Origin of the sequence: Actinoplanes sp. GCM10030250, assembly GCF_042666575.1 — a bacterium.
Classification (GTDB): domain Bacteria; phylum Actinomycetota; class Actinomycetes; order Mycobacteriales; family Micromonosporaceae; genus Actinoplanes.
Window position 1 is genome coordinate 124,254 of record NZ_JBHTDO010000005.1, and the last position, 25,181, is coordinate 149,434.

Genomic DNA, 25,181 nt, shown 5'->3' on the forward strand with positions numbered 1-25,181 from the left:
TTCTGACGGGGGGCGTGGACCCCACTGAACTCTATGGCGCCGACGGTATTGATGTGCGCCCGACCCCGGTGCTGTGAAGTCGAGCCGGAGGCGCAGCGAGCCGCAAGCAGCCCATCCACACCTTCCACAACGCTGATGATTGCTTTTTGTTTTCTAAGAAGAGATATCTAGTCGTCTTCATCGGTCCTGTGCATACCGTGGATAACCCGAGTTTGCGCAGGTCAGAAGGTTATCCACCGGTGATTCACATGTGGGAAACTCGGGTAAAAGTGTGGGTCTGGGTCCACAGTTGCCGACGTGACGAGCGTTGTCCACCGTTGTCCACCGGCTATCCACCGGTTATCCACCAGGTTTGTCCCCCGACCTGTGCATAACGCTGGGACGCTACCGCCTCGTCGTCCCCAGAACCTTCAACAGGCTATCCACAGTCCTCCACAGGGTGTGGGTAGACATGTAACCGTCCGTGTCTGTCCACATCGATTTCCCCAGGTTCTGTCCACATCTGTGGAGAGAGGTGTCGGCGGTTGTCCACCGTCTGGGGAAAGAGCCTGTGGATGCCTGTGGATTAGTGTGGACAACGTTGGCACGAAACTGACCCGTCGCGACGTTGACAAATCGACGATTTTCGCCCTGGAAAGTTGGCAGTGAGCGGCGTCGATTTCCCCGCTGAGCTGCGACGATCTGGGGACAACTTGTGGATGAGCCGGTGCATATCCGGTGGATAACCAGCGCGTTGTTGGCGAACGTCCTGTTCAGGCCGTTGTGCACCGGAGCGGCCCAACCTGTGGGTTACGGCGGCGCCACCGGATCAGCCCGTCGCAGGTGTGGATGGACCTCCTGCTGGCCGTCGATCTCCACCGGCGCAAATCCACAGCCCGCCAACGCCCTCACAGCCGTGTGGAAAACAGGTTGGGGGGTAGCGGTTCGGCCCTGTCATCGAGCGGGCCTGACACCGAGCGGGCACAACTCCAGCATTGCGAGGCGTACCGGGCGAGGCGAGCGCGGGAGGACGCCGGGCAGCCATCAACGACGGCGGCCGCGAGCGGGGAGAGTCGGAGTCTCGAAAGGGTGAGTGGGCAGCTCAGCCCGGAAGTTGATCACGGGCGGGAGTGGGCAGTCAGCCCTGAGATGTCCCTGGGCAGAGCGCGTCGGCCGTACCAGAAAAGTATTGAGGTCTGGTGGGAGCGGCCGTGCGCGGACCGCGGGGTCGCAGGCTGTGGAGAGCTGCGCGAGGCGCGTTGCGGGCTGAGAGCGGCGGGGTCAGGTGTTTTGTTTGATGCGGTTGGTTAGTTCGGCGATTTGGTTGTAGAGCGAGCGGCGTTCTGCCATGTGCTGGCGGATTTTGCGGTCCGCGTGCATGACTGTGGTGTGGTCGCGGCCGCCGAAGGCCTGTCCGATGCGCGGTAGGGAGAGGTCCGTCAGTTCGCGGCAGAGGTACATGGCGACCTGGCGGGCGTTGACCAGGACGCGGCTGCGGGAGTGGCCGCGCAGGTCCTCGAGTGAGACGCCGAAGTAGTCGGCGGTGGAGACCATGATCTGGTCGGCGGTGATCTCGGGGCCGGCGCCGTCGGGCATGAAATCGCGCAGGACCTCCTCGGCGAGGGAGAGCTGCACCTGGGAGCGGGTGAGGCTGGCGAAGGCGGTCACCCGGATGAGGGCGCCTTCGAGCTCGCGGATCGAGTTGGAGACGCGGGAGGCGATGAACTCGAGGACGTCGTCGGGCGCGTACATGCGCTCCTGGGCGGCCTTCTTCTGGAGGATCGCGATGCGCGTCTCCAGGTCGGGCGGCTGGATGTCGGCGAGCAGGCCCCACTCGAACCGGGTCCGCATGCGGTCCTCGAGCGTCGCCAGCTGGCGCGGCGAGCGGTCCGAGCTGATGACGATCTGCTTGTTGGCGTTGTGCAGGGTGTTGAAGGTGTGGAAGAACTCCTCCTGCGTCCGTTCGCGGTTCTCCAGGAACTGGATGTCGTCGATCAGCAGGATGTCGACGTCGCGGTAACGGCGCTGGAACGCCTGGGTCTTGTCGTCCCGCAGGCTGTTGATGAAATCGTTGGTGAACTCCTCGGTCGACACGTAGCGGACCGAGCGCGCGTGGCCCAGGGTGGTGGCGTAGTGGCCGATCGCGTGCAGGAGGTGGGTCTTGCCCAGCCCGGAGCTGCCGTAGATGAACAGCGGGTTGTAGGCCTTCGCCGGTGATTCCGCGACGGCCACCGAGGCGGCGTGCGCGAAGCGGTTGGACGAGCCGATGACAAACGTCTCGAACATGTACTTCGGGTTGAGCCGGTTGCCGTCGTTGCCACCCGGTCGCGGTGACGTGCCGGGGCCGCGCAGGTCGATCGGCGCGCGCCCGGGACCGTTGTCACCGCGGCTCGGGATCGTGTCGTCGCGGCGGTCCTGAAGCCCGTCCTGCCGGCGCTGGTTGTCGCGCAGCTGTGACTGGTCGGCGGCCATCCGGTGCCCGACGGTGTCGTTCTGCGGCTCCGGTTTGTCGCCGGGGCGGGAGCCGGTCGGGCGGTTCATCGGCGGAGGCGGCGCGACCTGCGGCAGCGGATCACCGAAGAGGGCCTCCTGGCCGTCGCGGGCGGTGGGAACACCGCGGGCATACGGAGAGGACGGCGACGAATGCTGCGCGGACCCGGTCGGGTACGGCTCGGGTTGGTGTTGCTGGTAGGGCTGTTGCTGCTGGTAGGGCTGCTCCGGCATCCGCTGCTGCTGTCCCGGGTAACCGGGAAGCTCGGGCTGGTACGGCCCCGGGTCGGAATAGCGCGGCGGCTCGGCGTAGTGCCGGGGCTGCGGCTCCATCGGCGGCTGTCCGGTCTCGGCCGGAGTGCCGTAGACGGTGCCGGGTCCACCGGAACCATCCTCCGGCGGGCGCACCGTGACCGCGACCTGTATCGGCCGGTTCAGCCTCTTGGTGAGCGCCTCGGTGATCGCCGCGCGCATCCGGGACTCGATGACGTCACGAGTGAACGTGTCCGGAACCGACAACAGAGCGGTGTCCTCGACTATGGCCCTCAGCCGGACCAGCTGAAGGTAGGCGCGCTGCTGCGGCGAGGCGATCTCGTCCGACAACTCGGCAAGAGTCGCCTTCCACACCTCACTCAGGTCGACCTGATCGGCCACCGCCGCGCCACCCCCATCGCCACCGACCCCCGGTGGGCCTTGTGTCCGGCTCTCGCCTGTGCCTGTCGGTGCCCTGTACAGGCAACCGATCGGCCCCCCAACCCAGCACAGTTAACGCGCTGAACACGCACGGCGCCACCAGCTATCCACAGGTTATCCACAACCTGTGGTGTTACCGGTGGCCGCTCCCGGCCGGATTGGTCGGCAGATTTACCGGAGCCTGTAGTGGCGCGGGCGTAAACAGGCTCACCGTGGCGAACGATCCACCTGCTTGTCCGGTTTTGGCCGCCGCTTCGCGGTATGCGAACGGCCGGTGAGACCAGCAACCGCGCACGCTAACAGCGGTGACAGGTGGACTACAACCGCCCGACCGACCCTCCGGCGCCCGTGAGCGGGAAAAGATTCACTTTGTGCGTGGAAAGACCAGGTAGCGGTCGTGAGCGCCCACCTGTCGGCGTGCCGACCAAGGATATGGTTGACCGTCAGAACCGCTCTCCGTAGGGTTGTGCGGTTGGTCCGCCGCGCTCTGCTAAAGTGGCTTCTTGCAGCGGATACCCCCTGGACGTAGTACGAAGACGGAGTTCTCACGTGAGCAAGCGCACCTACCAGCCGAACAATCGCCGGCGTGCCAAGACCCACGGCTTCCGGCTGCGCATGCGCACCCGTGCCGGCCGCGCGATCCTTTCCGCCCGCCGTTCCAAGGGCCGCGGCACGCTGTCGGCCTGAGCCGACGGTAGTCGGCCCGGAATGCCCAGGTAGTCGTGCTGGCCGCGACGCAGCGACTGCGGCGTAGCAACGACTTCGCCGCAGCGATTCGCGGTGGCCGTCGGGCCGGCCGCGGAACCCTGGTCGTTCACCTGCTTGTCGACGAGCCGGCGCACGCCTCCACGGCGCGCGCCGGCTTCGTCGTGTCCAAAGCGGTGGGCAACGCGGTCATCAGGAACCGGGTTCGGCGACGCCTCCGGCACCTGGTCCGGCCGCTGCTCAGCGATCTCCCCGCGGGGGCTTCAGTGGTGGTCCGGGCATTGCCGCCGGCTGCCGGAGCGACGTTCGAGACCCTCGCTGCCGACCTCGAGGGCGCTCTCGCCGCTGCTCGCCGACCTCGGCGGGCCCGATGAGCGTGGCCGCCCGGCTGCTGACGGCAGCGGTCGTCGCGTACCGTCGATACTTGAGTCCGGCGCTGCCGGCCCGTTGTCGGTTCTATCCCTCATGCAGCGCGTACGCCCAGGAGGCGCTAACGCGGCACGGTGCGCTACGGGGTACGGGCCTGGCGATCTGGCGGCTCCTTCGTTGTCACCCTTTCCACCCTGGCGGGTACGACCCGGTGCCTGACCCGATCCGTCACCGCCCTGCCGATGTGACTGGAGCTTAGATTGAGTCTCGACTGGATCTACAACGCCATTTCGTGGATCCTCCTGCGGTGGCATGCCCTGTGGGACGCGATAGGCATCCCCGACGACCGAGTCATCGGCACCAACTGGGCCTGGATCCTGGCGATCATCTTCCTGGTGGTGACGCTGCGCATCATCCTGTTCCCGGTCTTCGTCAAGCAGATCAAGAGCCAGCGGGCGATGCAGGCACTGCAGCCCAAGGTGAAGGCGCTCCAGGAGAAGCACAAGGGTGACCGGGAGACGCTCCAGAAAGAAATGATGGAGCTGTACCGGACGGAGAAGGCCAACCCGCTGATGGGTTGCCTTCCGATGTTCCTGCAGATCCCCGTCTTCTTCGGCCTCTTCCACGTGCTGCAGCACCTCGACCCGAGCATTTCCGACGAATACAAGCAGCTGTACGGCTGGTCGCTCGAACAGTTCAACAGCGCGGCCAACGCCCACCTGTTCAACGCCCCGATCAGTGCCAAGTTCGGATCGACCCCGGCGGAACTGGCAGCGGTTGGCGCGGACAGCACCACGGTCAAGATCCTCGCGGCCATCCTGGTGCTGACGATGATGGGTACGACGTTCCTCACCAGCCGTCAGATGATCCTCAAGACCGGCTGGGCCGAGGACCCGCAGCAGAAGATGATCCAGCGCCTGATGCTGTACGGCATCCCGTTCTCGCTGCTCATCTCCGGCACGCTGTTCCCGATCGGTGTGGTCATCTACTGGGTGACGAACAACCTGTTCACGCTGGCACAGCAGCAGTGGGTGCTGCGCAAGTTCCCGCCGGTGCAGATGGCCGGCGCCAAGACGGCGTCCTCGGCGCGCCCGACCGGCACCGGGAACCGCGGCATCAACAACCCGGTTCAGCCCGCGCGCACCGGTGGCCTGTTCGGCCGCAAGCCGGCGCCCGAGCCGACCGCCCCGGTCGTTGACACCAAGGCGCTCGCCCCGAAGCCGGGTGCCAAACCGGTGAATCCGAAGAAGGGCGCCCGACCGGCGAACAAACCCAAGGGATGATCGCGGCTCGGGCCTTCGGGCCCGAGCGCTCCCCTTGCGTACACAGACCTCCCCGCGCTCTTCCGGGCACGCACCCATCGGGTATGCACCTGAGCAGCGCGGGAAACAGCGGACCGACTTCGGTCCGGCCCGAGTGACAACGGAGATGAGACCGTGACCGACACCAGCACTCCCCCTTCCGCCGAGTCGTCGGCCGAGGCCGTCGAGCCGACCGGCACAGACGAATCGACCGGTACGCCGGCCGAGGCGAAGAAGTCGGAGAGCGTCGCCTCGGACGGCGACCTGTTCCGCCAGAGCGAGATCGCGGCGGACTACGTCGAGGGTCTGCTGGACATCCTCGACTACGACGGCGACATCGACGAGCTGGTCTCGGCCGGCCGGCCGATGGTCGAGGTGGTCGGCGGCCGGCTTCAGCCGCTCGTCGGTCAGCGCGGCGCGACGCTCGAGGCACTCCAGGAGCTCACCCGGCTCGCGATCTTCCGGGCCACGGGTTCGCCGAGCCGGCTGCTGCTGGACATCGGCGGGTACCGGGCGGCACGCCGCAAGGAACTCGCCGCGGTGGCCCGCAACGCGGTCGAGAAGGTCAAGGAGCACGGGGACCCGGTTCGCCTGGAGGCGATGTCGGCGTTCGAGCGCAAGTGCGTGCACGACGTGGTGAACGCGATCACGGGTGTGCAGAGCGAGTCCGAGGGTGTGGAGCCGAACCGGCGCATCGTGGTGCGGGTGGCGGACTGATCTTATGAATAACCCACGCTACGGCGCGGGGGATGTCGGCCCGGGCGTTGAGTCGCCCGGGCCGTCGTCTTTCCCGGTTGTTTCATCTTCGGATCTCGCTTCGGCTTCCGATCCCGCTTCGCCCTCGGATCCTGCTTCGCCCTCGGATCCTGCTTCGCCTTCGAATCTTGCTTCGCCTGCCGGTCTTGCTGTGCCTCCTGGGGAGGTTGCTGTTGCGGCGGCGGAGGTGTTCGGGGAACGGCTCGAGTTGGCGGGTCGGTTCGCTGAGCTGCTGGGGACCGAAGGAGTGGTTCGCGGTCTGATCGGGCCACGGGAGACACCTCGGTTGTGGGAGCGTCACCTGGTCAACTGTGGGGTTATGTCCCAGATAATCCCGTTCGGCGCTTCGGTGGTTGACGTGGGCTCTGGTGCTGGTTTGCCCGGTATCGTGCTCGCAGTGGCTCGACCGGATCTTGTCATCACGCTGGTGGAGCCGCTCGCGCGACGAACCGCCTTTCTCGACGAGGCGGTGGCTGAGCTCGGGCTGGGCGGCAACGTCACTGTCGTACGCGGCCGTGCGGAAGAGGTGGCGGGGCACCTGCCCGGCGCTGACATCGTCACGGCTCGGGCGGTGGCGGCGCTCGACAAGCTGGCCGGGTGGTGTCTGCCGCTGGCCAGTGTTGGTGGGCGGCTGCTCGCGCTCAAGGGAGCCTCGGCTGCCGAGGAGATCGTCTCGCACGAGCAGGCGGTCGGGTCGCTCGGTGGCGGGGTTCCGGTGGTTCGGCTGTGCGGGGTTGGGCTGATCGAACCGCCGGCGACAGTGGTGGAGATCGTCAAGGAACGGGATGTGGTTCCGGGGCGGGCTCGTAGGGCTGCGCCGGCGCGGAAGTCGGCTGCGGGTGAGGGCCGCCGGGGTGGTGGGCGGGGGAGATCGCGGAGGAGCTAGATGGGCCGGCGGGGCGTACGCAAGCGGAACGGTCGTAGGTCGCAGTCCGCCGCCCGCGGGCCGGACGGTTCGTCCAACGCGACTGTTCGCGTAGCGGCGACATCGCCGGTGTCGACCGACGCCCCAATGGCCGCTCCGATTTCCTTTCCGGCTCTGGTGCCGCTGAGTCCCGCGCCTGGGCGGCCCCTGCCGGTGGGTGGCGGGGATACCGATGATGCGGCGCCACGGCTTCACGGCGTTCCTGAGATGGCCTACGGCTGCGGTACGCCGGGGCCCTGGTCGGCGGGTTCGGCCGAGAGCCTGACGTGGATGCGGCCGGCGTCTTCTGCACTTTCGGGTGCAGTACTGGGACCCGGACGGGGTGGGGCGGCGCTGGCGCGGATGGGTGTGGGCGTTGCCCGTACCGGAAATGGGTTTGATCCTGGATCTTCCACCGGCTCGACAGGGCTGGTCCCGGGCTTGATGGTCTTTGTGGACGCCTGCGACGGAAGTTTGTCAGCGTTGCGCTCGACTCATCGCACAGCGGACCATGGCGGCACATGCCCGGCGCCCGTAGGCTGGCTGGGCGTCGATAGTGTTGAGCGGATCTCCTCTGCCGGATCACACGCTTCGCCGGCCGACCCTTTCCTAGCCAACAGGGATAAAGCGGTGCATGAGTACGGTGTTTCACGTGAAACCGAGTCGCCTCTCGACAGGCCGTCGGGAATGAGCGTGGGCGGATTGCACGCTGGTGAGCGAGATGTACCTCAGCCTCGTCCCGGCGGCTATGGCCCACAAGCGCAATACGGTGGTCACGGCAACCCGCCCCAGCAGGCTGCCGACGACTTCCGTGGTCCGGGTCAGCCGCATCGGCCCGGAGCGCCGTTATCAGTTCCGGGGGCGTCTGGGCCGATTTCGGCCGCCCCTTCATCCGTAGCGCCTACTTCGGGCGTTCCTGTTCAGCCCGGCGAGCATGTTTCACGTGAAACGCCGGGCGGGGATGAAGACGATCCGCCCCTCGCCATGGAAGCGTTGCGAGCTGTGCAGATCCTCAACCCGAGCGGCGAGATCATCATGCCGCGACCGGACCACCCGAGGGTGATTTGCGTCGCCAACCAGAAGGGCGGCGTCGGTAAGACGACCACCACCGTGAACCTGGCGGTGGCGTTGGCGCTCCACGGTAACCGTGTGCTGGTGGTGGACCTCGACCCGCAGGGCAACGCCTCGACCGGTCTGAACGTGCCGCACCACGCCGGGGTGCCGGATGTCTACGACTGCCTGATCGACAACGTGCCCTTGGCCGAGGTCGCACAGCCGGTCGAGGGCATTCCAAACCTGTACTGCGTGCCGGCGACGATCGACCTGGCCGGTGCGGAGATCGAGCTCGTCTCCGTGGTGGCGCGGGAGTCCCGTCTGCAGCGGGCGATCGCCGGCCATCCGGAGAAGTTCGACTACGTCTTCATCGACTGCCCGCCGTCGCTCGGTCTGCTGACGGTCAACGCGCTCTGCGCCGCGCAGGAGGTGCTGATCCCGATCCAGTGTGAGTACTACGCGCTGGAGGGGCTCAACCAGCTGATCAACAACATCAACCTGGTACGCCAGCACCTAAACCCGACGCTGGACGTGTCCACGATCCTCCTGACCATGTACGACCGTCGTACCCGCCTCGCGGACGCGGTCGAACAGGACGTTCGGAACCACTTCGGCACCAAGGTTCTGAACGCGGTCATTCCCCGAAACGTGCGGGTTTCTGAGGCTCCTAGCTACGGCCAGTCTGTGATGACCTACGATCCGGGATCACGGGGTGCCACCAGCTATTTCGAGGCGGCCCTGGAGATCGCTGTGCGTGGGGTCAACACGGGAGGCACTGCATGAAGAACCGTCCGCGGGGTGGCTTGGGCCGGGGCCTGGGCGCACTGATCCCCACGGCGCCCGTCGCTGAGCCGGCGGTGGGTGTCGAGGCGGTTCCTGAGCAGGTGTCCGTGCCTGCATCCGTGTCGTCGTCGTCGCCGTCGTCATCATCATCATCCTCGGCGTCATCGTCCGTGGCGTCGTCCTCGGCGTCGTCGGCTTCGGTGGAAGCGCCGGCCGCTGTTGCGGCGCCTGTTGTCGCTGAGAACGAGTTGGCGCCGGTGCCCGGGGCTCGCTTCGCCGAGCTGCCCGTTTCGGCGATCGAGCCGAACGCCAAGCAGCCTCGGCACGTCTTCGACGAAGAGGCCCTTGAGGAACTCAAGACCTCCATCCAGGAGGTCGGTTTCCTCCAGCCGATCGTCGTCCGTGACGTCGGCGACGGCCGGTACGAACTGGTCATGGGTGAACGCCGGTGGCGTGCGGCGCAGGCTGTCGGCAAGGAGAGCATCCCCGCCATCATCCGGAGTACGCCGGACGATGCGATGCTGCGGGACGCCCTGCTGGAGAACATCCACCGGGCGAACCTCAACCCTCTGGAAGAGGCGGCCGCGTACCAGCAGTTGCTGGAGGAGTTCGGCGCCACCCACGAGGAGCTGGCCCGCCGGATCGGGCGGAGCCGGCCGCAGATCTCGAACACCATCCGGCTCATGAACCTGCCGGCACAGGTTCAGCGGCGGGTGGCGGCGGGTGTGCTCTCCGCGGGCCATGCTCGCGCTCTGCTCGGCCTGGACGACAACGAGGCGCAGGAGCAGCTGGCGGATCGGATCGTGCGTGAGGGTCTCTCGGTGCGGTCGACCGAGGAGCTCGTGACGATGGCGATCTCCGACGGGACGCCGAAGAAGACCTCGCCGGCGCGGCGAGCGAAGGTGCACGCGCCGGCGCTCAACGATCTGGCCGACCGGCTGTCCGATCGGTTCGACACTCGGGTCAAGGTCGACATCGGCCGGAACAAAGGCAAGATCACGATCGAGTTCGCGACGGTTGACGACCTTGAGCGAATCGTGGGGATGATCGGGGTTGAGGAAGAGGGAGCTTCTCGGGGTGGCGAGGCGGGGGACTGAGTCTTCGTTCCCTGGTTTTGGAAGGCGCGTGGGGTTGCCCGCGCGCCTTTTGTTTTGCGCGGGTTCCGCGGCTTCGTCGGTGGCTTGATGTTGGCTTGGGGCTCGTGGACGGCCGGTTTCGATGCCTTGGAGTGTTGGGTTGGCCTGTGCTGAACCGCACTCCGGCAAAAGGTGCAGAAGATGGCTTTCTGAAGTTCGATCTTCGCCGGGAGGCGCCTGTGGGAAATCCCAGGAGGATCGTTCTGGGAGAACCGGGCGGAGTGCCGTGAATGCCGATTCGAGATCTGATGTCGCCGTCGGGCCGCGGGCTAACGGCGGATGGTCGTCGGGAAGCTCGTTCGTTATCTGGAATCAGTCAAGATCTTTTATCGACTGCATGTTTCACGTGAAACACAGCCTTGCCGGGCTGACTGCTAGTCGTCGGCTCCCCTTCCCTTGGCGTCGTAGGCGGGGCTTGGTGGGGCTTGGGCCGGGGAGCCGCCGATTGGAGCGCTCTCGGCTCAGGCCTTCTTGACGACGACCTTCTTGCCGGAAGCCTTGATCGTGTACGAGACCTTCTGGCCGGTGTACGGGTTCTTGGCCGTGAGCCGGACCCCACCCGTGATATCCGTGACCGCGATGACCTTCACCTTGGAAGCGGAGTTGTGCGCCGCCGTGGTGCTCTTCGCAATCTTTCGCAGGCTGGCAACCTTGACGGTGCCGCCCTTAGCCGCCTTCTTGACAGCCGTTGCGCTCCGGCCGGCCACGCCCTTGACCGCGGCCGGCATGTCGACGTAGGCCAGAGCCTTCGTCAACGCTGCCCGGCTGACCGTCTGCTCGGCCGATGGCAGGGTCACAGTCTGCGGGCCGTACTCGTACTGCAGCGTCTGGCTCAACAGGGGTGGGTAGCTCACGCTGAGCCCCTCGAGAACGCCACTCGCGCTCACCTCGAAGGTGTTGGCCGCGTTCGTGGGGTTCTCGAACTCGTAGGTGCTCGAGCCGTCATCGTGCACGGTCTTGGTGCCGGTGTGCCTGGTGTCGTCGTTCAGCATCATCGCGGGCTGAGGTTCGTTGTCCTCCACCCACGCGTCCAGGTCGAGCTTCGTGTTCGTTGTGAAGACGAACTTTGCCGTCGGCCGGCCCATCATCTTGACGGCCGTGAACTCGGCCCTCGAGTACAGCGCGTCGTAGGAGCCCTTGTGCTCCACCGCGTATCCGGCCCCGGTCTCCCGGTCGATGTCGAACTCGAAGAACGCCCGCCCGCTCGCCGGGTCGACCGCGAACTCGGCCTCCCCCGGAGCCCCGTTGAGGCTGACCTTCATGGTCCCGCCCCATCCCGTCTTCACCGCGGTTGCGGTCGCGGTCGACACCTCCTTGAGCGCCGCAGCCATCTGCGTGGCGCTCAGGATGGTGGTCGTGTCCGCGGCGTAGGCGGCGTTCGGAACGGTGAGCACGCCGACAGCCATCGAGGCAGAAGCCAGCAGCAAAGCGGGGCGGGAGAAACGGGGCACCAGGGCGACCTTTCAGTGTGGGGGCTAGCCGGCGCGCCAGACGTCCGGTCAGCTCGATGAGGGTGGTGTGGTTAGTGGAGTCGCCACCCTCCACTGCGGGGAAGTCAGTGGGGCTAGCGATCCAGTTCATCGGCAGAGCCCCAGCGGAACGAAGGATTCACCCCGCACCGTCTCGCCCATGTTTCACGTGAAACGCGACTCCCACTGCCAATGTGACTCCCACTGCCAATGCGTCTCGCGCTGCCAATGCGCCTCGCGCTGTGATCGCGGCTCTCACTGCCACCGCGAGTCCCACCACCACCGTGATCTACCGCCACCGTGCGACTCCGACTCCACGCCGGGCCCAGCCAGCCGCGACTTGTGCCGTCGCCCCAAACCATCCGGCACCGAGGGCTTCGAGAGCTTCGAACCGGATTCTCTAAGTCAGTTCACTGCCCCGCCGTGCCGGTAATGATCGTGGGCACTTGCGGCAAGCAGCGGAGCCCGACTATCTGGATGCGAACGACTGGCGTTTCACGTGAAACGGAGCTGTGAAGCGTCGTCGTGAACGGGCTGCGGGGCGACGGGGCCGGGGGTAGGCGTTCAGCCCGAAGCTCGCCGGCTGCTCGGTCGGGGCTGTGTGCCCGGCCGGCCGTTTGCCCGGTCGGCGGCTCGTTGGTGACAGTTCGCCGGAGGCAGCGCGGTCGGTTGGTCCAGGGCTAACCACGGCAGGCGCCGCCGGTCCGTTTCACGTGAAACCGTGCGGTCCTTGAAGAGGGCTGGACTAGACAGTCAGATCACCTCCGATATCCCTACCGAGCGCACCGCTCGCAGATCGCTGGCATGACTGGGATGGATGGATCGGCCATTCGGTGGAGGTCCGGGGCGCTTCCACGACCGGATGAAGATTCGGGGGCAAGCATGTGCCTACACCACTATCCACACCCTGTGCGCGAGACCTGTGAACTTCCACCCCAGCCCCGTTTCACGTGAAACGACGCCGATGTCGTGGAAGTCGTCCACTGGTCTATCCACAGGGGCTACAAGCGTTCTACGTCGCGTTTCACGTGAAACGGGGCTGCCTGTGGATAACTTCTGTGGATAACTTCGGGAGGGGTATGTGGAGATTGGGAGCTTCACGGCTGTCTACTTAGTGGCCGCGCTCAGGCGGGTGGAAAGCCGTCCCCCGGTAGTGCGAAATTGACCCGGGACAGCCCCTCCTGACCTGGGCTAAGGTCACGTCGTGTCTGAGAACACCGCCCCCCTCCCTGACTTCACACGCTGGCCGTCGTTCCCCTTCGAAGGCGACATGCGAGTCAAGAAACTCGCCCCGCTGGTTGAGGTGGAACCGCCCCGCAGCGGTGAGGACGCTTCCGACTGTGTGGCTTGCAGTACGCCCGATGACGCGTACATCTGGGTCAGCGAACGATGGCGCGTGCGGGCGATGGACCGGCCCACCGGGCTGCCGATGGTCTTGATCCTGGAATGCCGTTCGCACCTCGACCTGGGCGACCTGCCCAACCTTCTGGCCGCCGAGCTCGGTGTCATGACCGTTCGGCTCGAGCGGGCGATCCGCTCGCTCGACGGTGTCGCCCGAGTGCACGTGAACCGGTGGGGTGACGGTTCGGCGCACCTGCACATGTGGTTCCTGGCCCGGCCATACGGGCGCTTGCAGTTGCGCGGAACTTTCCTGTCCCTGTGGGACGACATACTGCCGGTCATCCCCGAGCGCCAGTGGCGGGAGAACCTCGCCCTCGTCGCCGCTTGGCTGGCCGACTTCGGGGGCAAGGCCAACGCCGAGCCCGCTCACATCCAGTGGGAGTCGCCGGCCACCTTCACGGTCACACCGCCGGCCGACCCGACCAACACCGACCCGAAGAACGACGGCCACAGAGACGCCGGCCCCAAAGACACCGGCCCGAGGAACGCCGATTCGGAAAGCGCCGACTCCGACTCCGACGAGAACCGCCGCCCAGCCACGCTCGGCGATGTCGAAGCAGCCGAGGCACCCGGCCCCCTCAACAACGACGGAACACCGACGGAGGCGACCGCTTCAGAGGACCGTTCCGTATCGCGGCCCCGCGCTGACCCTCACGCCACCAACGGCAATTCAGCCGACCGCACTCCGCCGCCCGTCCAGACAACGACCGGACCGGCTAGAGGCGACTGACCCACCGACCCGGAAAGCGCCCAAGAAAAGCGCCTCAGGGAAGCGCCCTCGAAGAACAACACACCCCCAAAGCAAAGGCCCGGCGCCTGCAAACCTCGCAGCACGCCGGGCCCAAGCCCAAACACCAACCCTCAGCCGCCCTTACGAGCCACCGCCCGCTCCACCAAAGCGCTGAGCACCGCCCCCAGGTCAACCCCCGCCGCCTGAACCGCCAGCGGCAACAGCGACGTCTCAGTCAACCCGGGCGACACGTTGCACCCCAGCACCTGCGCCTCCCCGCCATCCTCGACGATCACGTCGATCCGGGACAGGTCACGCAACCCCAGAGCCTTGTATGCCGCGAGCGCCGTCTCCGACACCCGCGCCGCCACCTCAGCCGGCAACCGGGCCGGAACGTGCCACGTCGTCAGCCCGGCCGTGTATCGAGCCGCGTAGTCGTACACCCCGTCGCGCGGAACGATCTCCACGATCGGGAGGGCTTGCGGGCCGGTGCCGAGGTCGATGATCGACACCGCCACGTTGGTGCCGGTCACATACTGCTCGACGAGCGCCGTCGAGTCGTACGCGAAACAGCCCACCATCGCCGCCGGCAGATCGCCCGCATCCCGCACCACGGCCGCGCCGAGTCCGGAGCCACCCTGTGCGGGCTTCACCATCAGCGGCAGCCCGAGCCGGTCCACGATCCGGTCGAGGACCGCCACCGCACCCAGCTCGGAGAACCGATCGTGCGGAAGCGCCACCCAGTCCGGCGTCGGAATCCCGGCTTCCCGCAGCATCGACTTGGCCGACGGCTTGTCCCAGGCCATCCGGGCGGTACGCGCGTCCGCACCGACGTACGGAATCTCGCAGAGGTCGAGCACCCCGCGCAGCGACCCGTCCTCACCGGTCGCACCGTGCAGCGCGATGACCACCGCGTCCGGCGGGTCGGCCTGCAACGCCGGCAGGAGAGAGACGTCAGCGTCGTGCAGCTCCGCGGTCAGGCCTGCCGACCGCAGGGCGTCGAGAACCCGGCGCCCGGATCGCAGGGACACGTCCCGCTCGTAGGACAGTCCACCGGCCAGCACCAGAATCCGTACTTCGTCACGCGTACCCATGGGCTTGATCATGCCAAGTCGGGGCCGGGGGCGTCGGCAGCGGCCGCACCACGACGGCGGTGGTGTCCGAGGGCGGCGCCGCCGCCGAAGACGGCGCGCATCGCCAACTCCTGCTCCATCACCCCGGAGAGCCGCCGCACGCCCTCACGAAGCCGCTCAGGCGCCGAGAAGGAGAAGTTGAGGCGCATGTTCCCTCGACCCGTCCCATCGCCGTAGAAGCCCGTTCCCGGCACGTAGGCGACGCGTGCGGCGATGGCCCGCGGCATCATCGCCTTGGAGTCGAGGCCCTCGGGGAGGGTGACCCAGACGAACAGGCCGCCGGTCGGGTGGGTCCAGGTGGTGCCGTCGGGCATCAGGTCGTCCAGCGCCGACAGCAGGGCGTCGCGGCGTTCCCGGTAGATCTCGCGGTACACCTTGATCTGCTCGCGCCAGGGCATCGTCGTCAGGTACTGAGTGACAGCGCCCTGGGCGAAGGCGCTCGGGCACAGCACGTTCGCCTCGCTCATCATGACCAGCTTCTCGCGGACCGCGTGCGGTGCGAGGATCCAGCCGACCCGCAGGCCCGGCGCGAAGGTCTTGGAGAACGTGCTGACGTAGAAGACGCCGTCGCGCCGGCGGGCACGCAACGGCAGTGGGGCGTCACCCTCGAAGGAAAGCATTCCGTACGGGTCGTCCTCGATCACGAGGAGACCGGCGCGCTCGCAGATGTCGAGGACCTGCTCCCGCCGGTCCTCCGAGAGGGTGACTCCGGCGGGGTTCTGGAAGGTGGGGATCGTGTAGAGGAACTTGGCCCGGCGGCCCGCTCTCACGGTTGCCGCGATGGCCTCCTCGAGTGCTGCCGGGATCAGGCCCTCGTCGTCCATTGCCACGTGCTGCACCTGTGCCTGGGCAGCCTGGAAGACGCCGAGTGCGCCGACGTAGGTCGGCCCCTCGGCGAGCACCACGTCACCCGGATCGAGGAACAGCCGTGCGAGGAGGTCGAGGGCCTGCTGCCCGCCGACGGTGACCACCACGTCGTCCGGTGAGGCGTTGGTGATGCCGGACAGGGTCATCACGTCGCAGATGCGTTCGCGCAGCTCCACGGTGCCCTGGCCGATCCCGTACTGCAGGCTGGTGGCGCCCTGATCGGTGGCCAGGCGGTTGAGCATCTCGCCGACCGCGTCCAGCGGCAGGGCGGCGATGTAGGGGGAGCCGCCGGCCAGGGAGACCACCTCGGGGCGGCTCGCCACAGCGAACAGGGCCCGGATCTCGGAGGTGCTCATCCCGCGCACGCGGCGCGCATAGCGGTCGGTGTAGTCGTCCTGTGTCGTGCCGGTCATGCGGCTCTCACCTCATGTGAGTCGTCGGTCGGGACGCCATCGATAGTAAACGGGAAACGCACCGGCTAGCCCTGCCGTCCCATCTCCCGCAGTTGCCCGACCTGCTCCCGTTCATGGCGATTGCGACGTAAGATTCGGCGGGGGCGCGGCGGAGCATGTGACGGCGACCGTGCTCGTTACCGGTCCAGTCCGTGCCTTGAGCGAGGGGTCCGCCGTGTCGCGACGCCTGGTCAATCTCACCCTCGACACTCTCGAGGACCTGCCCCGGCCCTGCCGCCAGTGCGTGCACTGGGAGCTGGATCCGGTCTCCGCGGAGCGCGCCTGCGCCACCGGCGATCCGGGGCTGGAGAAGGAGGCCTGGGTCTCCCAGACGCTCCTGGAGTGGGGCTCCTGCGGCAAGCTGGCCTATGTCGACGGCATGCCCGCCGGCTTCGTCATGTATGCGCCACCCGCCTACGTCCCGCGGTCGATGGCGTTCCCCACCTCACCGGTCAGCGCCGACGCGGCACTGCTGATGACGGCCAAGGTGGTTCCCGCGTTCGCCGGTGGCGGCCTGGGCCGGATGCTCGTCCAGGGTGTCGCCCGTGATCTCACCAAGCGCGGGGTCAAGGCGATCGAGGCGTTCGGCGACGCGAAGGCGGGGGAGGCCGACGAGGACGAGGAGCGCGCGGGTACGTGTGTGGTCCCCGTCGACTTCTTCCTGTCGGTGGGCTTCAAGACGATCCGCCCGCACCCCCGTTATCCGCGGTTGCGGCTGGAGTTGCGGACGGCACTGTCCTGGAAGTCCGACGTGGAATATGCGCTGGAGAAGCTTCTCGGCTCGATGAGCCCGGAGACCCTGCTGCGCCCGGTCCGCCCGGTGACCGCCACCCGATCAGCCGACAACTGAAAGCCGCCAACCGAAAGCCGCCGGCCACAAGCCGCGGGTGGAGGCGGTCGACCGGAAGGCGCAGGCTGAAAGCCGCGCGCCGAAAGCCGCCGCCTAGGCCCGGTCGGCCAGGGCCATCCGCAGCTGCCGCACGTCGATCGACCCGGTGGGCACGTCGCGCTCGACCGGGAAGTACATCCGCTGCACCGCGGCGAGCAGCGCCTCGACGATCTGCTCCCGGAACATCGGGTCGATGAGCCGCTCCCGGTCCGCCGGCGAGGTCAGATAGCCCAGGTCCACCCGGACCGTCGGCATCCGGGTGAGCCGGAGCAGGTCCCAGGTCTTGGCGTGGGTGCGGCAGTCGTGCATCCCGGTGCGCACCACGATCTCGCGCTGCACCAGGTTGGCCAGCCGCTCACCGACCGTCGAGCTCAACCCGTTGCCGGTGCCGTAGTGATAGGTGGCCACACCCTCGGCGGCGTCGCTGGAGTGCCCGTCCAGGTGCAGCGAGATCAGCAGGTCGGCGCCGAGGCTGTTGGCCAGCGCGGCACGGTCGGCACCGCTCATCGGTGCCGCGGGCGACGGGCCGCGGGTCAGGTGCACCCGCATGCCGGCCGCGGCGAGCCGGCCCTCCATCCGGGCGGCGAGGTCGAACACCAGGTCCGACTCGTTCCACCGCAGTGGCCCGTCGGGCACCACGACACCGGTGTCGTCGCCACCACCGTGCCCCGGGTCGATCACGATCGTCTTGCCGACCAGGTTGGGGCCGGACTGCCGGAACGCCTCGGCCTCCCGCAGCCACTGCGGGCGGCCACCGACCACCTTGCGGCCGAGCCGGCGCAGCGCCTTCATGGTCTGCGGGCCGCAGGAGCCGTCGGGCACCAGGCCGACCTCACGCTGGAACTGCGCCACCGCCCGGGCCGTGCGCGCACCGTAGATCGCGTCGGCGCGGCCGGTGTCGAAGCCCATCTCCAGCAGGCGTTCCTGGAGCGTCCGCACGTCCTCGCCGACGAGCGCGTCGGGCACCGAGTGGAAAAGGGTCCGTGAGCCGAGCCGCCAGCGGGCCGCGTCCAGCGCGCCCCAGGTCTCGTCGCCGACCATCCCGTCGACGCCGAGCCCGCGGTCCTGCTGGAACGCCCGGACCGCGGTTTCCATGGCGTCGTCGAAGACGTCCGGGCCGGCCTCGGCGAGGAACTCCAGGACGACAAGGATCGACCGGATCTCGGAAACGGCTGGACCGGTGTCTCCGCGTCGGATGGACCGCACTCAGACTCCCTAGGGGCGAGAAAAAACGACCTTCCGAAGAGTACGCCCCGCGTCCAGAACGGGCGCGGGGCGTTATTCGGCGGTTCGGTCAGAGAGCCGACTCGATGAAGTTGACCAGGAAACTCTTCGGCTTGGCACCGTGCACCGAGTTGACCCGCTCGCCGTCCTTGAACAGGGTCAGCGTCGGCACGGTCATCACCTGATAGGCCAGGGCGGTCTTCGGGTTCTCGTCGATGTTGACCTTGACGATCTCCACCTTGTCGCCCATCTCGTTGGCGATCTCGGCCAGGAGGGGGTCGACCTTCTTGCAGGGCACGCACCACTCGGCCCAGAAGTCGACAAGAACCACCTTGTCGGACTTCAGCACGTCAGTGTCGAAGGTGGCGTCGGTGACCGCCTTGTTTGCTCCCACGAGGACCTCCCGGTCTTACAGCTCTACGAATGAAGCGATGAAGCGCTCGGCGTCCAGCGCCGCGGCACAGCCGGTGCCGGACGCGGTGATGGCCTGCCGGTATGTGTGGTCCACCAGGTCACCGGCGGCGAAAACGCCGGCGATGTTGGTGCGGGTGCTGGGCGAGTCGACCTTCACGTAGCCCTCGTCGTCCAGCTCGATCTGTCCCTTGAAGAGCTCGCTGCGCGGGTCGTGGCCGATCGCCACGAAGACGCCGGTCACGTCGATGTCCTTCGTCTCGTTCGACGCCACGTTGCGCAGGCGCGCGCCGGAGACCTTGCCGTCGGCGCCGAGGATCTCCTCGACCACCGTGTTCCACTCGACCTTGATCTTCGGGTTGTCCAGGGCCCGCTTCTGCATGACCTTGCTGGCCCGGAAGCTGTCCCGGCGGTGGACGATCGTCACGGTCTCGGCGAACCGGGTGAGGAACGTCGCCTCCTCCATCGCCGAGTCACCGCCGCCCACCACGATGATGTGCTGGTTGCGGAAGAAGAACCCGTCACAGGTGGCACACGACGAGACACCGTGGCCGAGCAGCTCCTGCTCGCCGGGCACGCCGATCGGGCGCCAGGCGGAACCGGTGGCCAGGATCACCGCACGGGCGAAGAACTGCCGCTCACCGACCCAGACGGTCTTGAGGCCCTCGGTGCCCGGCTCGGTCGGCCGGTCGCCCAGCTCGACCCGGGTCACGTCGTCGGTCAGGAACTCGGCGCCGAACTTCTCCGCCTGGGCACGCATGTTGTCCATCAGCTCGGGACCCATGATGCCGTCGCGGTGACCGGGGAAGTTCTCCACCTCGGTGGTGGTCATCAACGCGCCACCGGACTGCACGCCCTCGATCACCAACGGCTGCAGGTTGGCCCGAGCCGCATACAACGCCGCCGTGTAGCCCGACGGTCCGGAACCGATGATGATCAGATTGCGGACCTCGTCCACTGCCGACTCCTCAGTCTGTTTTCGCCGCACGGAAAGGTCGGCGACACTGCACGCTAGAACGTCATGCTAGGTGTGCACCATTCCCCGGCGGCGGCTGGTGTCGGACCTCACGCCGCGGGTGCGGTCAGCGTACCGGGACTTTCTCCAGGTGCGCTGCGCCTGCGCCAGGCGTGCCGCAGTCCGGGCCGACCGCCCAGGCCCAGATGCCGTTGGCGGCGCTGAAGCGGACGATCAGGGCGGGTGATCCCTTGAAGGAGGCGTAATCCACCAGCTCCGCGGTGATCGGGCCGCCGGCATTCTCCCGGGCGATGGCCTCGAGGCAGGCGAGCAGCAGCTCGGGTGCGGCCAGGCGGCTCAACCTGCCGGCCGCCTTGATCTCGCCAGGACCCTCGGCGCCGGGAGCGCCGGGACCGCCTGAAGCTCCGGAGCCGGGAGCGCCGGGAGCGCCGGAATCGGGAGCGCCGGGAACGCCGGAATCGGAGTTGCCGGAGCCGGGAGCGCCGGATCCGGTGATCGCGCGCGGCTCCTTGAGGTCTTCCGCGGCGACCAGGTCCAGGGTCGCGGTGGTGTAGTCGGTGCCGCTGTGCAGGATCTGCGGCGAGTCGGCCATCATCGGCGCGGCCGCGGCGCCGGCGTCGGTCTCGACCGTCGAGTCCGCGCCGTTGTCCTGCGCCTGGCCGGCGATCTGGGTCAGGCCGAAGCCCGCGAAGGCGAGCACTCCGGCGGCCACTCCGATCGGTGCGGCCCAGCGCATCCGCCGTCGGCGTCCGGGAGGTGCGGCGCGATCACGCCGGTGCTCTTCAAGATCCAAAACCTTCGCGGGTACGGGCTGAGCCTCCCCGCCTGCTCCCCCGGCCTGCTCCGGAACTGCCGTGAACAGGGACTCCAGCCGAGCGGCGAGATCGTCCGGCATCGGTTCCGCGGGCAGGTCGAGCAGCATCGCGCCGACCGTGGACATCGCGGGTGCGAGTTGCTCGTGGGCCGCCTGCCAGGCCGGGTCGGTGGCGACCAGATCGGCCACCCGGTCCTGGTCCGGGGTGCCGAGAAGGGCGCCGCCGACATAGTCGGCGAGCAGGTCGAGGTCGACTCCCTCGAACGCAGCGCCCGTCACCGCTGTTCCCTTCGATCGTGTCCGGCCGGCCGCGGCTTTCCCGGCGCCGGTCCCGTCGGCAGCGGATCACCCGAAGCCGACCCGGATGAGACGGTCCCGTCGGCCGTACGGTTCCCAGCCCGGCCCGTCTCACCGGTGGGACCTGTGTCACGGCCACGCAGGTACCCGAGAGTGAGTGCCATCCGCGCCCGTCCCCGCGCGCAGCGGCTCTTCACCGTCCCCTCCGCGACGCCGAGCATCTCGGCCGCCTCGGCCACCGGGTAACCCTGGACGTCGACAAGCACGATCGCGGCGCGCTGGTCGGCCGGGAGAGCCGCGAGCGCGTCCCGGACGACGAGCACGGTGTCCTGATCGGGCAGGGGTGCGGCGGGTTCCGGCCCGGCGTGGTTGTCGTCGTCGGAGCGGTTGCCGTCCGGCAGCGGGACCGTGGGGTGGGCCTGGCGCCGGCGGATCCGGTCGAGGCAGGCGTTCACCACGATCCGGTGCAGCCAGGTGGTCACCGCCGACTCGCCGCGGAACCGGGCGGCGTTGCGGTGCGCGTTGAGCAGGGCGTCCTGGACAGCGTCGGCGGCTTCCTCGCGGTCGCCCGTGGTGCGCAGGGCGACCGCCCAGAGCCGGTCACGATGCCGGCGCACCAGCTCGGCGAAGGCCCGGGTGTCGCCGTCGACGTGGGCGCGGATCAGCTCGGCATCGCTCGGAGCGGTTTCCCCCGCCCCGGGCAAGCCGGCTGAAACGTCCCGGAAAGTCACGCCAGCAATCTAGTCCACCGCGGCCATCGAGGTGCGACCCGCTCAGTAGCCGTACAGCTCGATCTCGCTGACACTGATCTTGTAGCCGCCGCGGCCGTCCTCGGCCTCGGGGAGATCGGTGATGAAGACGAGCACGTACTGGTATTTCTGGTCGGGCTCGAAACCGGAGAAGAACTGCTTGGTGCCGGTGCTCGGCTCCGGCGCCTCGTCTCCGAGACGCTGGTAGTCCTTCATGATCTTCGAGTCGCCGTTGGAGCTGTCGCCCGGGTCGTTCTTGCCGGTGCGGACCTCGATGGTCGCGCCGGGGGTCGACGTCGCGACCCGGACCTCGGCGAGAGACCGCGGGGAGCCCAGGTTGATCAGGACACCCATGCCGGGCTTGAGGTTGCCGAAGTTTGACTGCCGCTCGTACCGCGAGGTCTCCCAGGCGGTCTCGGTGTCGCCGTCGACGGTGTATTTAGCCTGGTCGCTGTCCTTACGCTGACCGTCCGGCGGGTCGACCATGCGGACCATGTCGGCGGTCAGCGCGATCTTCTCCGGCGTGGGAGCGGGTGCCTGAGCACCGTCCGGACCCTGCTGGCCGACACCGGCGTCCACCGGAGCGGTCGCCTGGGTGCCCGGCTTCGTCGAGTTGCTGATCGCGCGGATGCCGAAGACCAGGCCGACGATCGCGATGATCACCAGCGCGCCGACGCCGATCAGGATCTTCGGAGTGCTGCGGATCTGATCGGTGCCGGAGGAGCCACCGCCCTGCACGAAGCGGAGCGGGCCGACGTCTTCGAACTCCTCGTCCTCGGCGGCGGCGTCCAGCCGGCCCAGCTCGGCCGTCAGCGCGTCGGCGGCCGGTGCGGCCACCCGCCGGTCGAGCAGGTCCATGGTCAGGTCGTCGAGGTAGGCCGGGACACCGGCGCGGATCTGCCGCGGTGCGGCCGGGTTGCCGGCGCTATCGCGGTTGGCGTCCTGCAGGGCGGCACGTCCCACCTCGGCGTGCGGCCAGTGCCCGGTGAGCGCGAAATAGAGGATGCCGCCGACCGCGCGGACGTCCAGCTCGACGCTGTCGGCCGAGTCGGCCCGGGCGTCGGCCAGCACGACCCGGCCGTCGTCGGCGATCAGGGTGCTGCCGGGGTGCACGTTGCCGTGGACCATCCCGGTGGCGTGCACGGAGGTCAGGGCGTCGGCGACGGCGTGCGCGATGGCGATGGCCCGGGACGGGTCCAGCGGGCCCTCCGCGCCGACCAGGTCACGCAGCGACTCGCCGTCGACCCACTCGCGGACCACATAGGCCCGCTCCTGCTCGTCGATCGCGTCGTAGACGCCGACGAGGTTGGGGTGGATGACCCGGCTCGCGTCGACGGCGGCCTGGAGCATCTCGGTCGCCGAGTCACCGCCGGGATGCCGCAGGACCACGGCGACCGGGCGCCGGAGGATCACGTCTATACCGCGCCAGACCTGCCGGCCGGCACTGTCGTTGTTGACGTGCTCTTCCAGCTGGTAACGCTCGGCCAGGATCTCACCGACGGTGGGCGCACCGAAGGTCAAGACCGGTCCAGCCTCGTCGGCCGCGGTCTCGTGGCCTTCGCCGACCTGGGTCACCAGTCCTCCCTCGGTGTTGCATGCTGTGTTCTCGCATGCGGTGGTGTGCATGCCCCGGTGCACAGGACGAGGTGCTCCCGCGCACATGCCGACACCGACCATACCCGCCCGGGGCCATGCTCTGGCAGGTCGTCCCCCCGGCGCGGCATCGGCGTGGACCCGTACGAACCGGGTCATTCACCCTCGAGATGGTCCAGTGATGCCCGATCGGGACGGCATCCGGGCAGATCAGCGCCCGAGTTTGCGGCGCACCATCCCGACCACCTGGCTGATCTCCTGCACCCGAAGAGCCAGCGCGGCACCCAGGTAGGCCAGCATGATCACCGCGCCGCCGACAAGGAGCTGGACCAGGGCCTCGATCTTTCCGTCCGGCTGTCCGGTCCCCGGAAGAAGTCTCAGCACCAGTAGCCCGAGCGCGGCGGCGATACCGGCGGCGACCGCCACCTTGACCATCGAGACGGCGACCGTGCCGAGGTTCAGCCGGCCGATGCGGCGCCGCAGCACCGCGAGCGAGATGACAGCGGAGACCAGGTACGACACGGCGTTGGCCGCGGTCATGCCGGCCGCGACGAACGACTTGTCGAGCATCTCGGCGAGCAGGAAGTACGCCGCGATCCGGACCGCCACCACCGGCAGGTTGATCAGGGCGACTGTCTTGTTCCCCTGCAGGGAGTAGAAGGCGTAGGTGCAGAGGTAGCTGACCGACAGCGGTAGTACGGCGAACGCGGCAACGGTCAGCACCGTGCCGGTGTCCAGCGCCGCGTCCTGGCTGTAGTTGCCGCCCTGGAAGAGGAAGACGGCGATCGGCGTGCCGAGGACGGCGTAGAGCACGGCGATCGGCGTGAGGGCCGCGCAGGTGAGCTTGATGCCGCGGTTCAGATCGGCGCTGACCTCGGCGTACCGGCCCTCGGCGGCGGCCGCGCTCATCTTCGGCAGCAGGGCCGTCATGATCGACACGCCGATGATGCCGTGGGCCATCATGGTCAGCAGGAAGACGTTGTTGAAGGCGAGCGTGCTGGCGCTGTCCTGGCCCCCCACGCCGTTCAGGATGCGGGCCACCGCGAAGACCGCGACCTGGTTGGCCGCCACGTAACAGAGCATCCAGCCGCCCAGGCCGGCGATCTCGCGCATGCCGAGCGACCGCGGGTCCCAGCGCCACTTCCACCGGAAGCCCACCTTGCGCAGGGCGGGCAGCAGGCCGGCCGCCTGCACGATCATGCCGAGCAGGGTGCCGCCGCCGATCAGCGCGATCTGCGCCGGGGTGACCGTCTCGGCACTCAGCAGGGGGTCGGTGCCGTAGACGCCGAGGAACACGCCGCAGGTGGCGATCACCACGAAGTTGTTCAGGATCGGCGCCCACATCGGCGCGGCGAAGTGGCCGCGCACGTTGAGAACCGCACCGGCCATCGCGGAGAGACCGGTGAAGAAGATGATCGGCAGGATCAGGTAGGCGAAGCTGGTCACCAGGTCCCGGTAGGCCTCGGGGCCGCTGTCGCCGACCTGGATCATCGTGATCACCGGTGCCGCCGCGACCACCAGCAGGGTGGCCACGCCGAGAACGGTCACCGCGAAGGTGAGCAGCTTCTGGGTGAACTCCTGGCCGCCGTCCGGGTCGGCCTTGCGCCGCCGGACCAGCAGCGGGATCAGCACGCTGGACAGGATGCCGCCGAGCAGCAGCTCGTAGATCTGGCCGGGCAGGAACTGGGCGCTCGTGTACGCGTCACCCACGGCTTTGCCGAGCGCCATGCCGATCAGCACGTTCCGGACGAAGCCGATCACCCGGCTCACCAGGCTGCCGATGGCCATGATCGCGCTCTGGCCGGTGGTGCTCCGGTCCTGGTTGCCGGCCGGCACCTGCTCGGCGGGCAGCGCCTGATCACCGCCGGGGATGTCGGCGTCCACCGAGACGACGGTGACGCCCTCCTCGACCGGCGGCTGTCCGTCCGGTGCCGCGTGGCTGCTGCGGTACAGGCCGCCGTTCAACCGAGCCTCCCGAGCCGTAGCGATGTTGGAGCCACCATAAAG

The 25,181-nt window shown here is 68.1% G+C and carries 21 protein-coding genes; 10 read left to right on the forward strand and 11 right to left on the reverse strand.

Annotated elements, in window-relative coordinates; translation table 11 throughout:
- Positions 1-1,260 precede the first annotated feature (1,260 nt).
- Positions 1,261-3,123: a chromosomal replication initiator protein DnaA gene (gene dnaA / locus ACFQV6_RS09965; RefSeq protein WP_378027087.1), complete on the reverse strand. Its 1,863-nt coding sequence runs from the start codon at positions 3,121-3,123 to the stop codon at positions 1,261-1,263.
- Between the two features lie 588 nt (positions 3,124-3,711).
- On the opposite strand from dnaA, the gene rpmH reads away from it, so the two are divergent.
- The 8 genes from rpmH (at position 3,712) to ACFQV6_RS10005 (ending at position 10,130) form a co-directional block, all read left to right on the forward strand.
- Entirely contained in the window at positions 3,712-3,849 is a 138-nt protein-coding gene (rpmH, locus tag ACFQV6_RS09970; protein WP_378027088.1) for a 50S ribosomal protein L34, read from the forward strand.
- Positions 3,850-3,884: 35 nt separating this feature from the next.
- Positions 3,885-4,241, forward strand: coding sequence for a ribonuclease P protein component (rnpA, locus tag ACFQV6_RS09975; RefSeq protein ID WP_378027089.1), 357 nt, complete (start codon positions 3,885-3,887; stop codon positions 4,239-4,241).
- Positions 4,238-4,495 (forward strand): membrane protein insertion efficiency factor YidD, encoded by a 258-nt coding sequence (gene yidD, locus ACFQV6_RS09980; RefSeq protein WP_378027090.1) that lies wholly within the window; start codon positions 4,238-4,240, stop codon positions 4,493-4,495. Before rnpA ends, yidD begins: the two co-directional genes overlap by 4 nt.
- A 1-nt stretch (position 4,496) precedes the next feature.
- Entirely contained in the window at positions 4,497-5,519 is a 1,023-nt protein-coding gene (gene yidC / locus ACFQV6_RS09985; RefSeq protein ID WP_378027091.1) for a membrane protein insertase YidC, read from the forward strand.
- A 153-nt stretch (positions 5,520-5,672) separates the two neighbouring features.
- Positions 5,673-6,254 carry a protein jag gene (locus ACFQV6_RS09990; RefSeq protein ID WP_378027092.1) on the forward strand — a complete coding sequence of 194 codons (582 nt, stop codon included), beginning with the start codon at positions 5,673-5,675 and terminating at the stop codon, positions 6,252-6,254.
- A gap of 4 nt (positions 6,255-6,258) precedes the next feature.
- On the forward strand, positions 6,259-7,179 hold the full coding sequence (rsmG, locus tag ACFQV6_RS09995) for a 16S rRNA (guanine(527)-N(7))-methyltransferase RsmG (protein ID WP_378027243.1): 921 nt from the start codon (positions 6,259-6,261) through the stop codon (positions 7,177-7,179).
- Positions 7,180-7,827: 648 nt separating this feature from the next.
- Positions 7,828-9,033, forward strand: coding sequence for an AAA family ATPase (locus ACFQV6_RS10000; RefSeq protein ID WP_378027093.1), 1,206 nt, complete (start codon positions 7,828-7,830; stop codon positions 9,031-9,033).
- A complete protein-coding gene (locus tag ACFQV6_RS10005; protein WP_378027094.1) occupies positions 9,030-10,130 on the forward strand; it encodes a ParB/RepB/Spo0J family partition protein in 1,101 nt (366 codons plus the stop codon). The genes ACFQV6_RS10000 and ACFQV6_RS10005 overlap by 4 nt, the downstream gene beginning before the upstream one ends.
- A 500-nt stretch (positions 10,131-10,630) precedes the next feature.
- On the opposite strand, the gene ACFQV6_RS10010 is transcribed toward ACFQV6_RS10005, so the two are convergent.
- The gene (locus ACFQV6_RS10010; RefSeq protein ID WP_378027095.1) at positions 10,631-11,620 is read right to left on the reverse strand and encodes a hypothetical protein; all 990 of its coding nucleotides are present in this window, start codon (positions 11,618-11,620) and stop codon (positions 10,631-10,633) included.
- 1,288 nt (positions 11,621-12,908) lie between these two features.
- Between ACFQV6_RS10010 and ACFQV6_RS10015 the strand changes: the two genes are divergently transcribed.
- Positions 12,909-13,769 (forward strand): hypothetical protein, encoded by an 861-nt coding sequence (locus tag ACFQV6_RS10015; protein ID WP_378027096.1) that lies wholly within the window; start codon positions 12,909-12,911, stop codon positions 13,767-13,769.
- Between the two features lie 131 nt (positions 13,770-13,900).
- Here the strand turns inward: ACFQV6_RS10015 and ACFQV6_RS10020 are convergent, their stop codons facing one another.
- Complete coding sequence (locus ACFQV6_RS10020) at positions 13,901-14,863, reverse strand: D-alanine--D-alanine ligase (protein ID WP_378027097.1); 963 nt, start codon at positions 14,861-14,863, stop codon at positions 13,901-13,903.
- A gap of 8 nt (positions 14,864-14,871) precedes the next feature.
- Positions 14,872-16,182, reverse strand: a complete 1,311-nt coding sequence (locus tag ACFQV6_RS10025) for a PLP-dependent aminotransferase family protein (protein ID WP_378027098.1) — start codon at positions 16,180-16,182, stop codon at positions 14,872-14,874.
- Positions 16,183-16,396: 214 nt separating this feature from the next.
- Between ACFQV6_RS10025 and ACFQV6_RS10030 the strand changes: the two genes are divergently transcribed.
- On the forward strand, positions 16,397-17,071 hold the full coding sequence (locus ACFQV6_RS10030; protein ID WP_378027099.1) for a GNAT family N-acetyltransferase: 675 nt from the start codon (positions 16,397-16,399) through the stop codon (positions 17,069-17,071).
- A gap of 93 nt (positions 17,072-17,164) precedes the next feature.
- On the opposite strand, the gene ACFQV6_RS10035 is transcribed toward ACFQV6_RS10030, so the two are convergent.
- From ACFQV6_RS10035 to murJ, 7 genes are all read right to left on the reverse strand, one after another.
- Positions 17,165-18,316: an N-acetylmuramoyl-L-alanine amidase gene (locus tag ACFQV6_RS10035; protein ID WP_378027100.1), complete on the reverse strand. Its 1,152-nt coding sequence runs from the start codon at positions 18,314-18,316 to the stop codon at positions 17,165-17,167.
- Between the two features lie 88 nt (positions 18,317-18,404).
- Positions 18,405-18,728, reverse strand: coding sequence for a thioredoxin (trxA, locus tag ACFQV6_RS10040; RefSeq protein WP_378027101.1), 324 nt, complete (start codon positions 18,726-18,728; stop codon positions 18,405-18,407).
- A gap of 15 nt (positions 18,729-18,743) precedes the next feature.
- A complete protein-coding gene (trxB, locus tag ACFQV6_RS10045; RefSeq protein WP_378027102.1) occupies positions 18,744-19,703 on the reverse strand; it encodes a thioredoxin-disulfide reductase in 960 nt (319 codons plus the stop codon).
- A gap of 124 nt (positions 19,704-19,827) precedes the next feature.
- Entirely contained in the window at positions 19,828-20,814 is a 987-nt protein-coding gene (locus ACFQV6_RS10050) for a hypothetical protein (protein WP_378027103.1), read from the reverse strand.
- Positions 20,811-21,563: an RNA polymerase sigma factor SigM gene (sigM, locus tag ACFQV6_RS10055; RefSeq protein WP_378027104.1), complete on the reverse strand. Its 753-nt coding sequence runs from the start codon at positions 21,561-21,563 to the stop codon at positions 20,811-20,813. Before sigM ends, ACFQV6_RS10050 begins: the two co-directional genes overlap by 4 nt.
- Positions 21,564-21,605: 42 nt before the next feature.
- A complete protein-coding gene (locus ACFQV6_RS10060) occupies positions 21,606-23,207 on the reverse strand; it encodes a protein kinase family protein (protein WP_378027105.1) in 1,602 nt (533 codons plus the stop codon).
- A 177-nt stretch (positions 23,208-23,384) separates the two neighbouring features.
- Complete coding sequence (murJ, locus tag ACFQV6_RS10065) at positions 23,385-25,139, reverse strand: murein biosynthesis integral membrane protein MurJ (RefSeq protein WP_378027106.1); 1,755 nt, start codon at positions 25,137-25,139, stop codon at positions 23,385-23,387.
- Positions 25,140-25,181: the final 42 nt, after the last annotated feature.

Coding starts and splice junctions, on each gene's coding strand:
- rsmG (WP_378027243.1), top strand. CDS start 6,259: ATGAATAACCCACGCTACGGCGCGGGGGATGTCGGCCCGGGCGTTGAG.
- yidD (WP_378027090.1), top strand. CDS start 4,238: ATGAGCGTGGCCGCCCGGCTGCTGACGGCAGCGGTCGTCGCGTACCGT.
- ACFQV6_RS10025 (WP_378027098.1), bottom strand. CDS start 16,182: ATGACCGGCACGACACAGGACGACTACACCGACCGCTATGCGCGCCGC.
- ACFQV6_RS10020 (WP_378027097.1), bottom strand. CDS start 14,863: ATGGGTACGCGTGACGAAGTACGGATTCTGGTGCTGGCCGGTGGACTG.
- ACFQV6_RS10005 (WP_378027094.1), top strand. CDS start 9,030: ATGAAGAACCGTCCGCGGGGTGGCTTGGGCCGGGGCCTGGGCGCACTG.
- ACFQV6_RS10015 (WP_378027096.1), top strand. CDS start 12,909: ATGCGAGTCAAGAAACTCGCCCCGCTGGTTGAGGTGGAACCGCCCCGC.
- ACFQV6_RS10060 (WP_378027105.1), bottom strand. CDS start 23,207: ATGCACACCACCGCATGCGAGAACACAGCATGCAACACCGAGGGAGGA.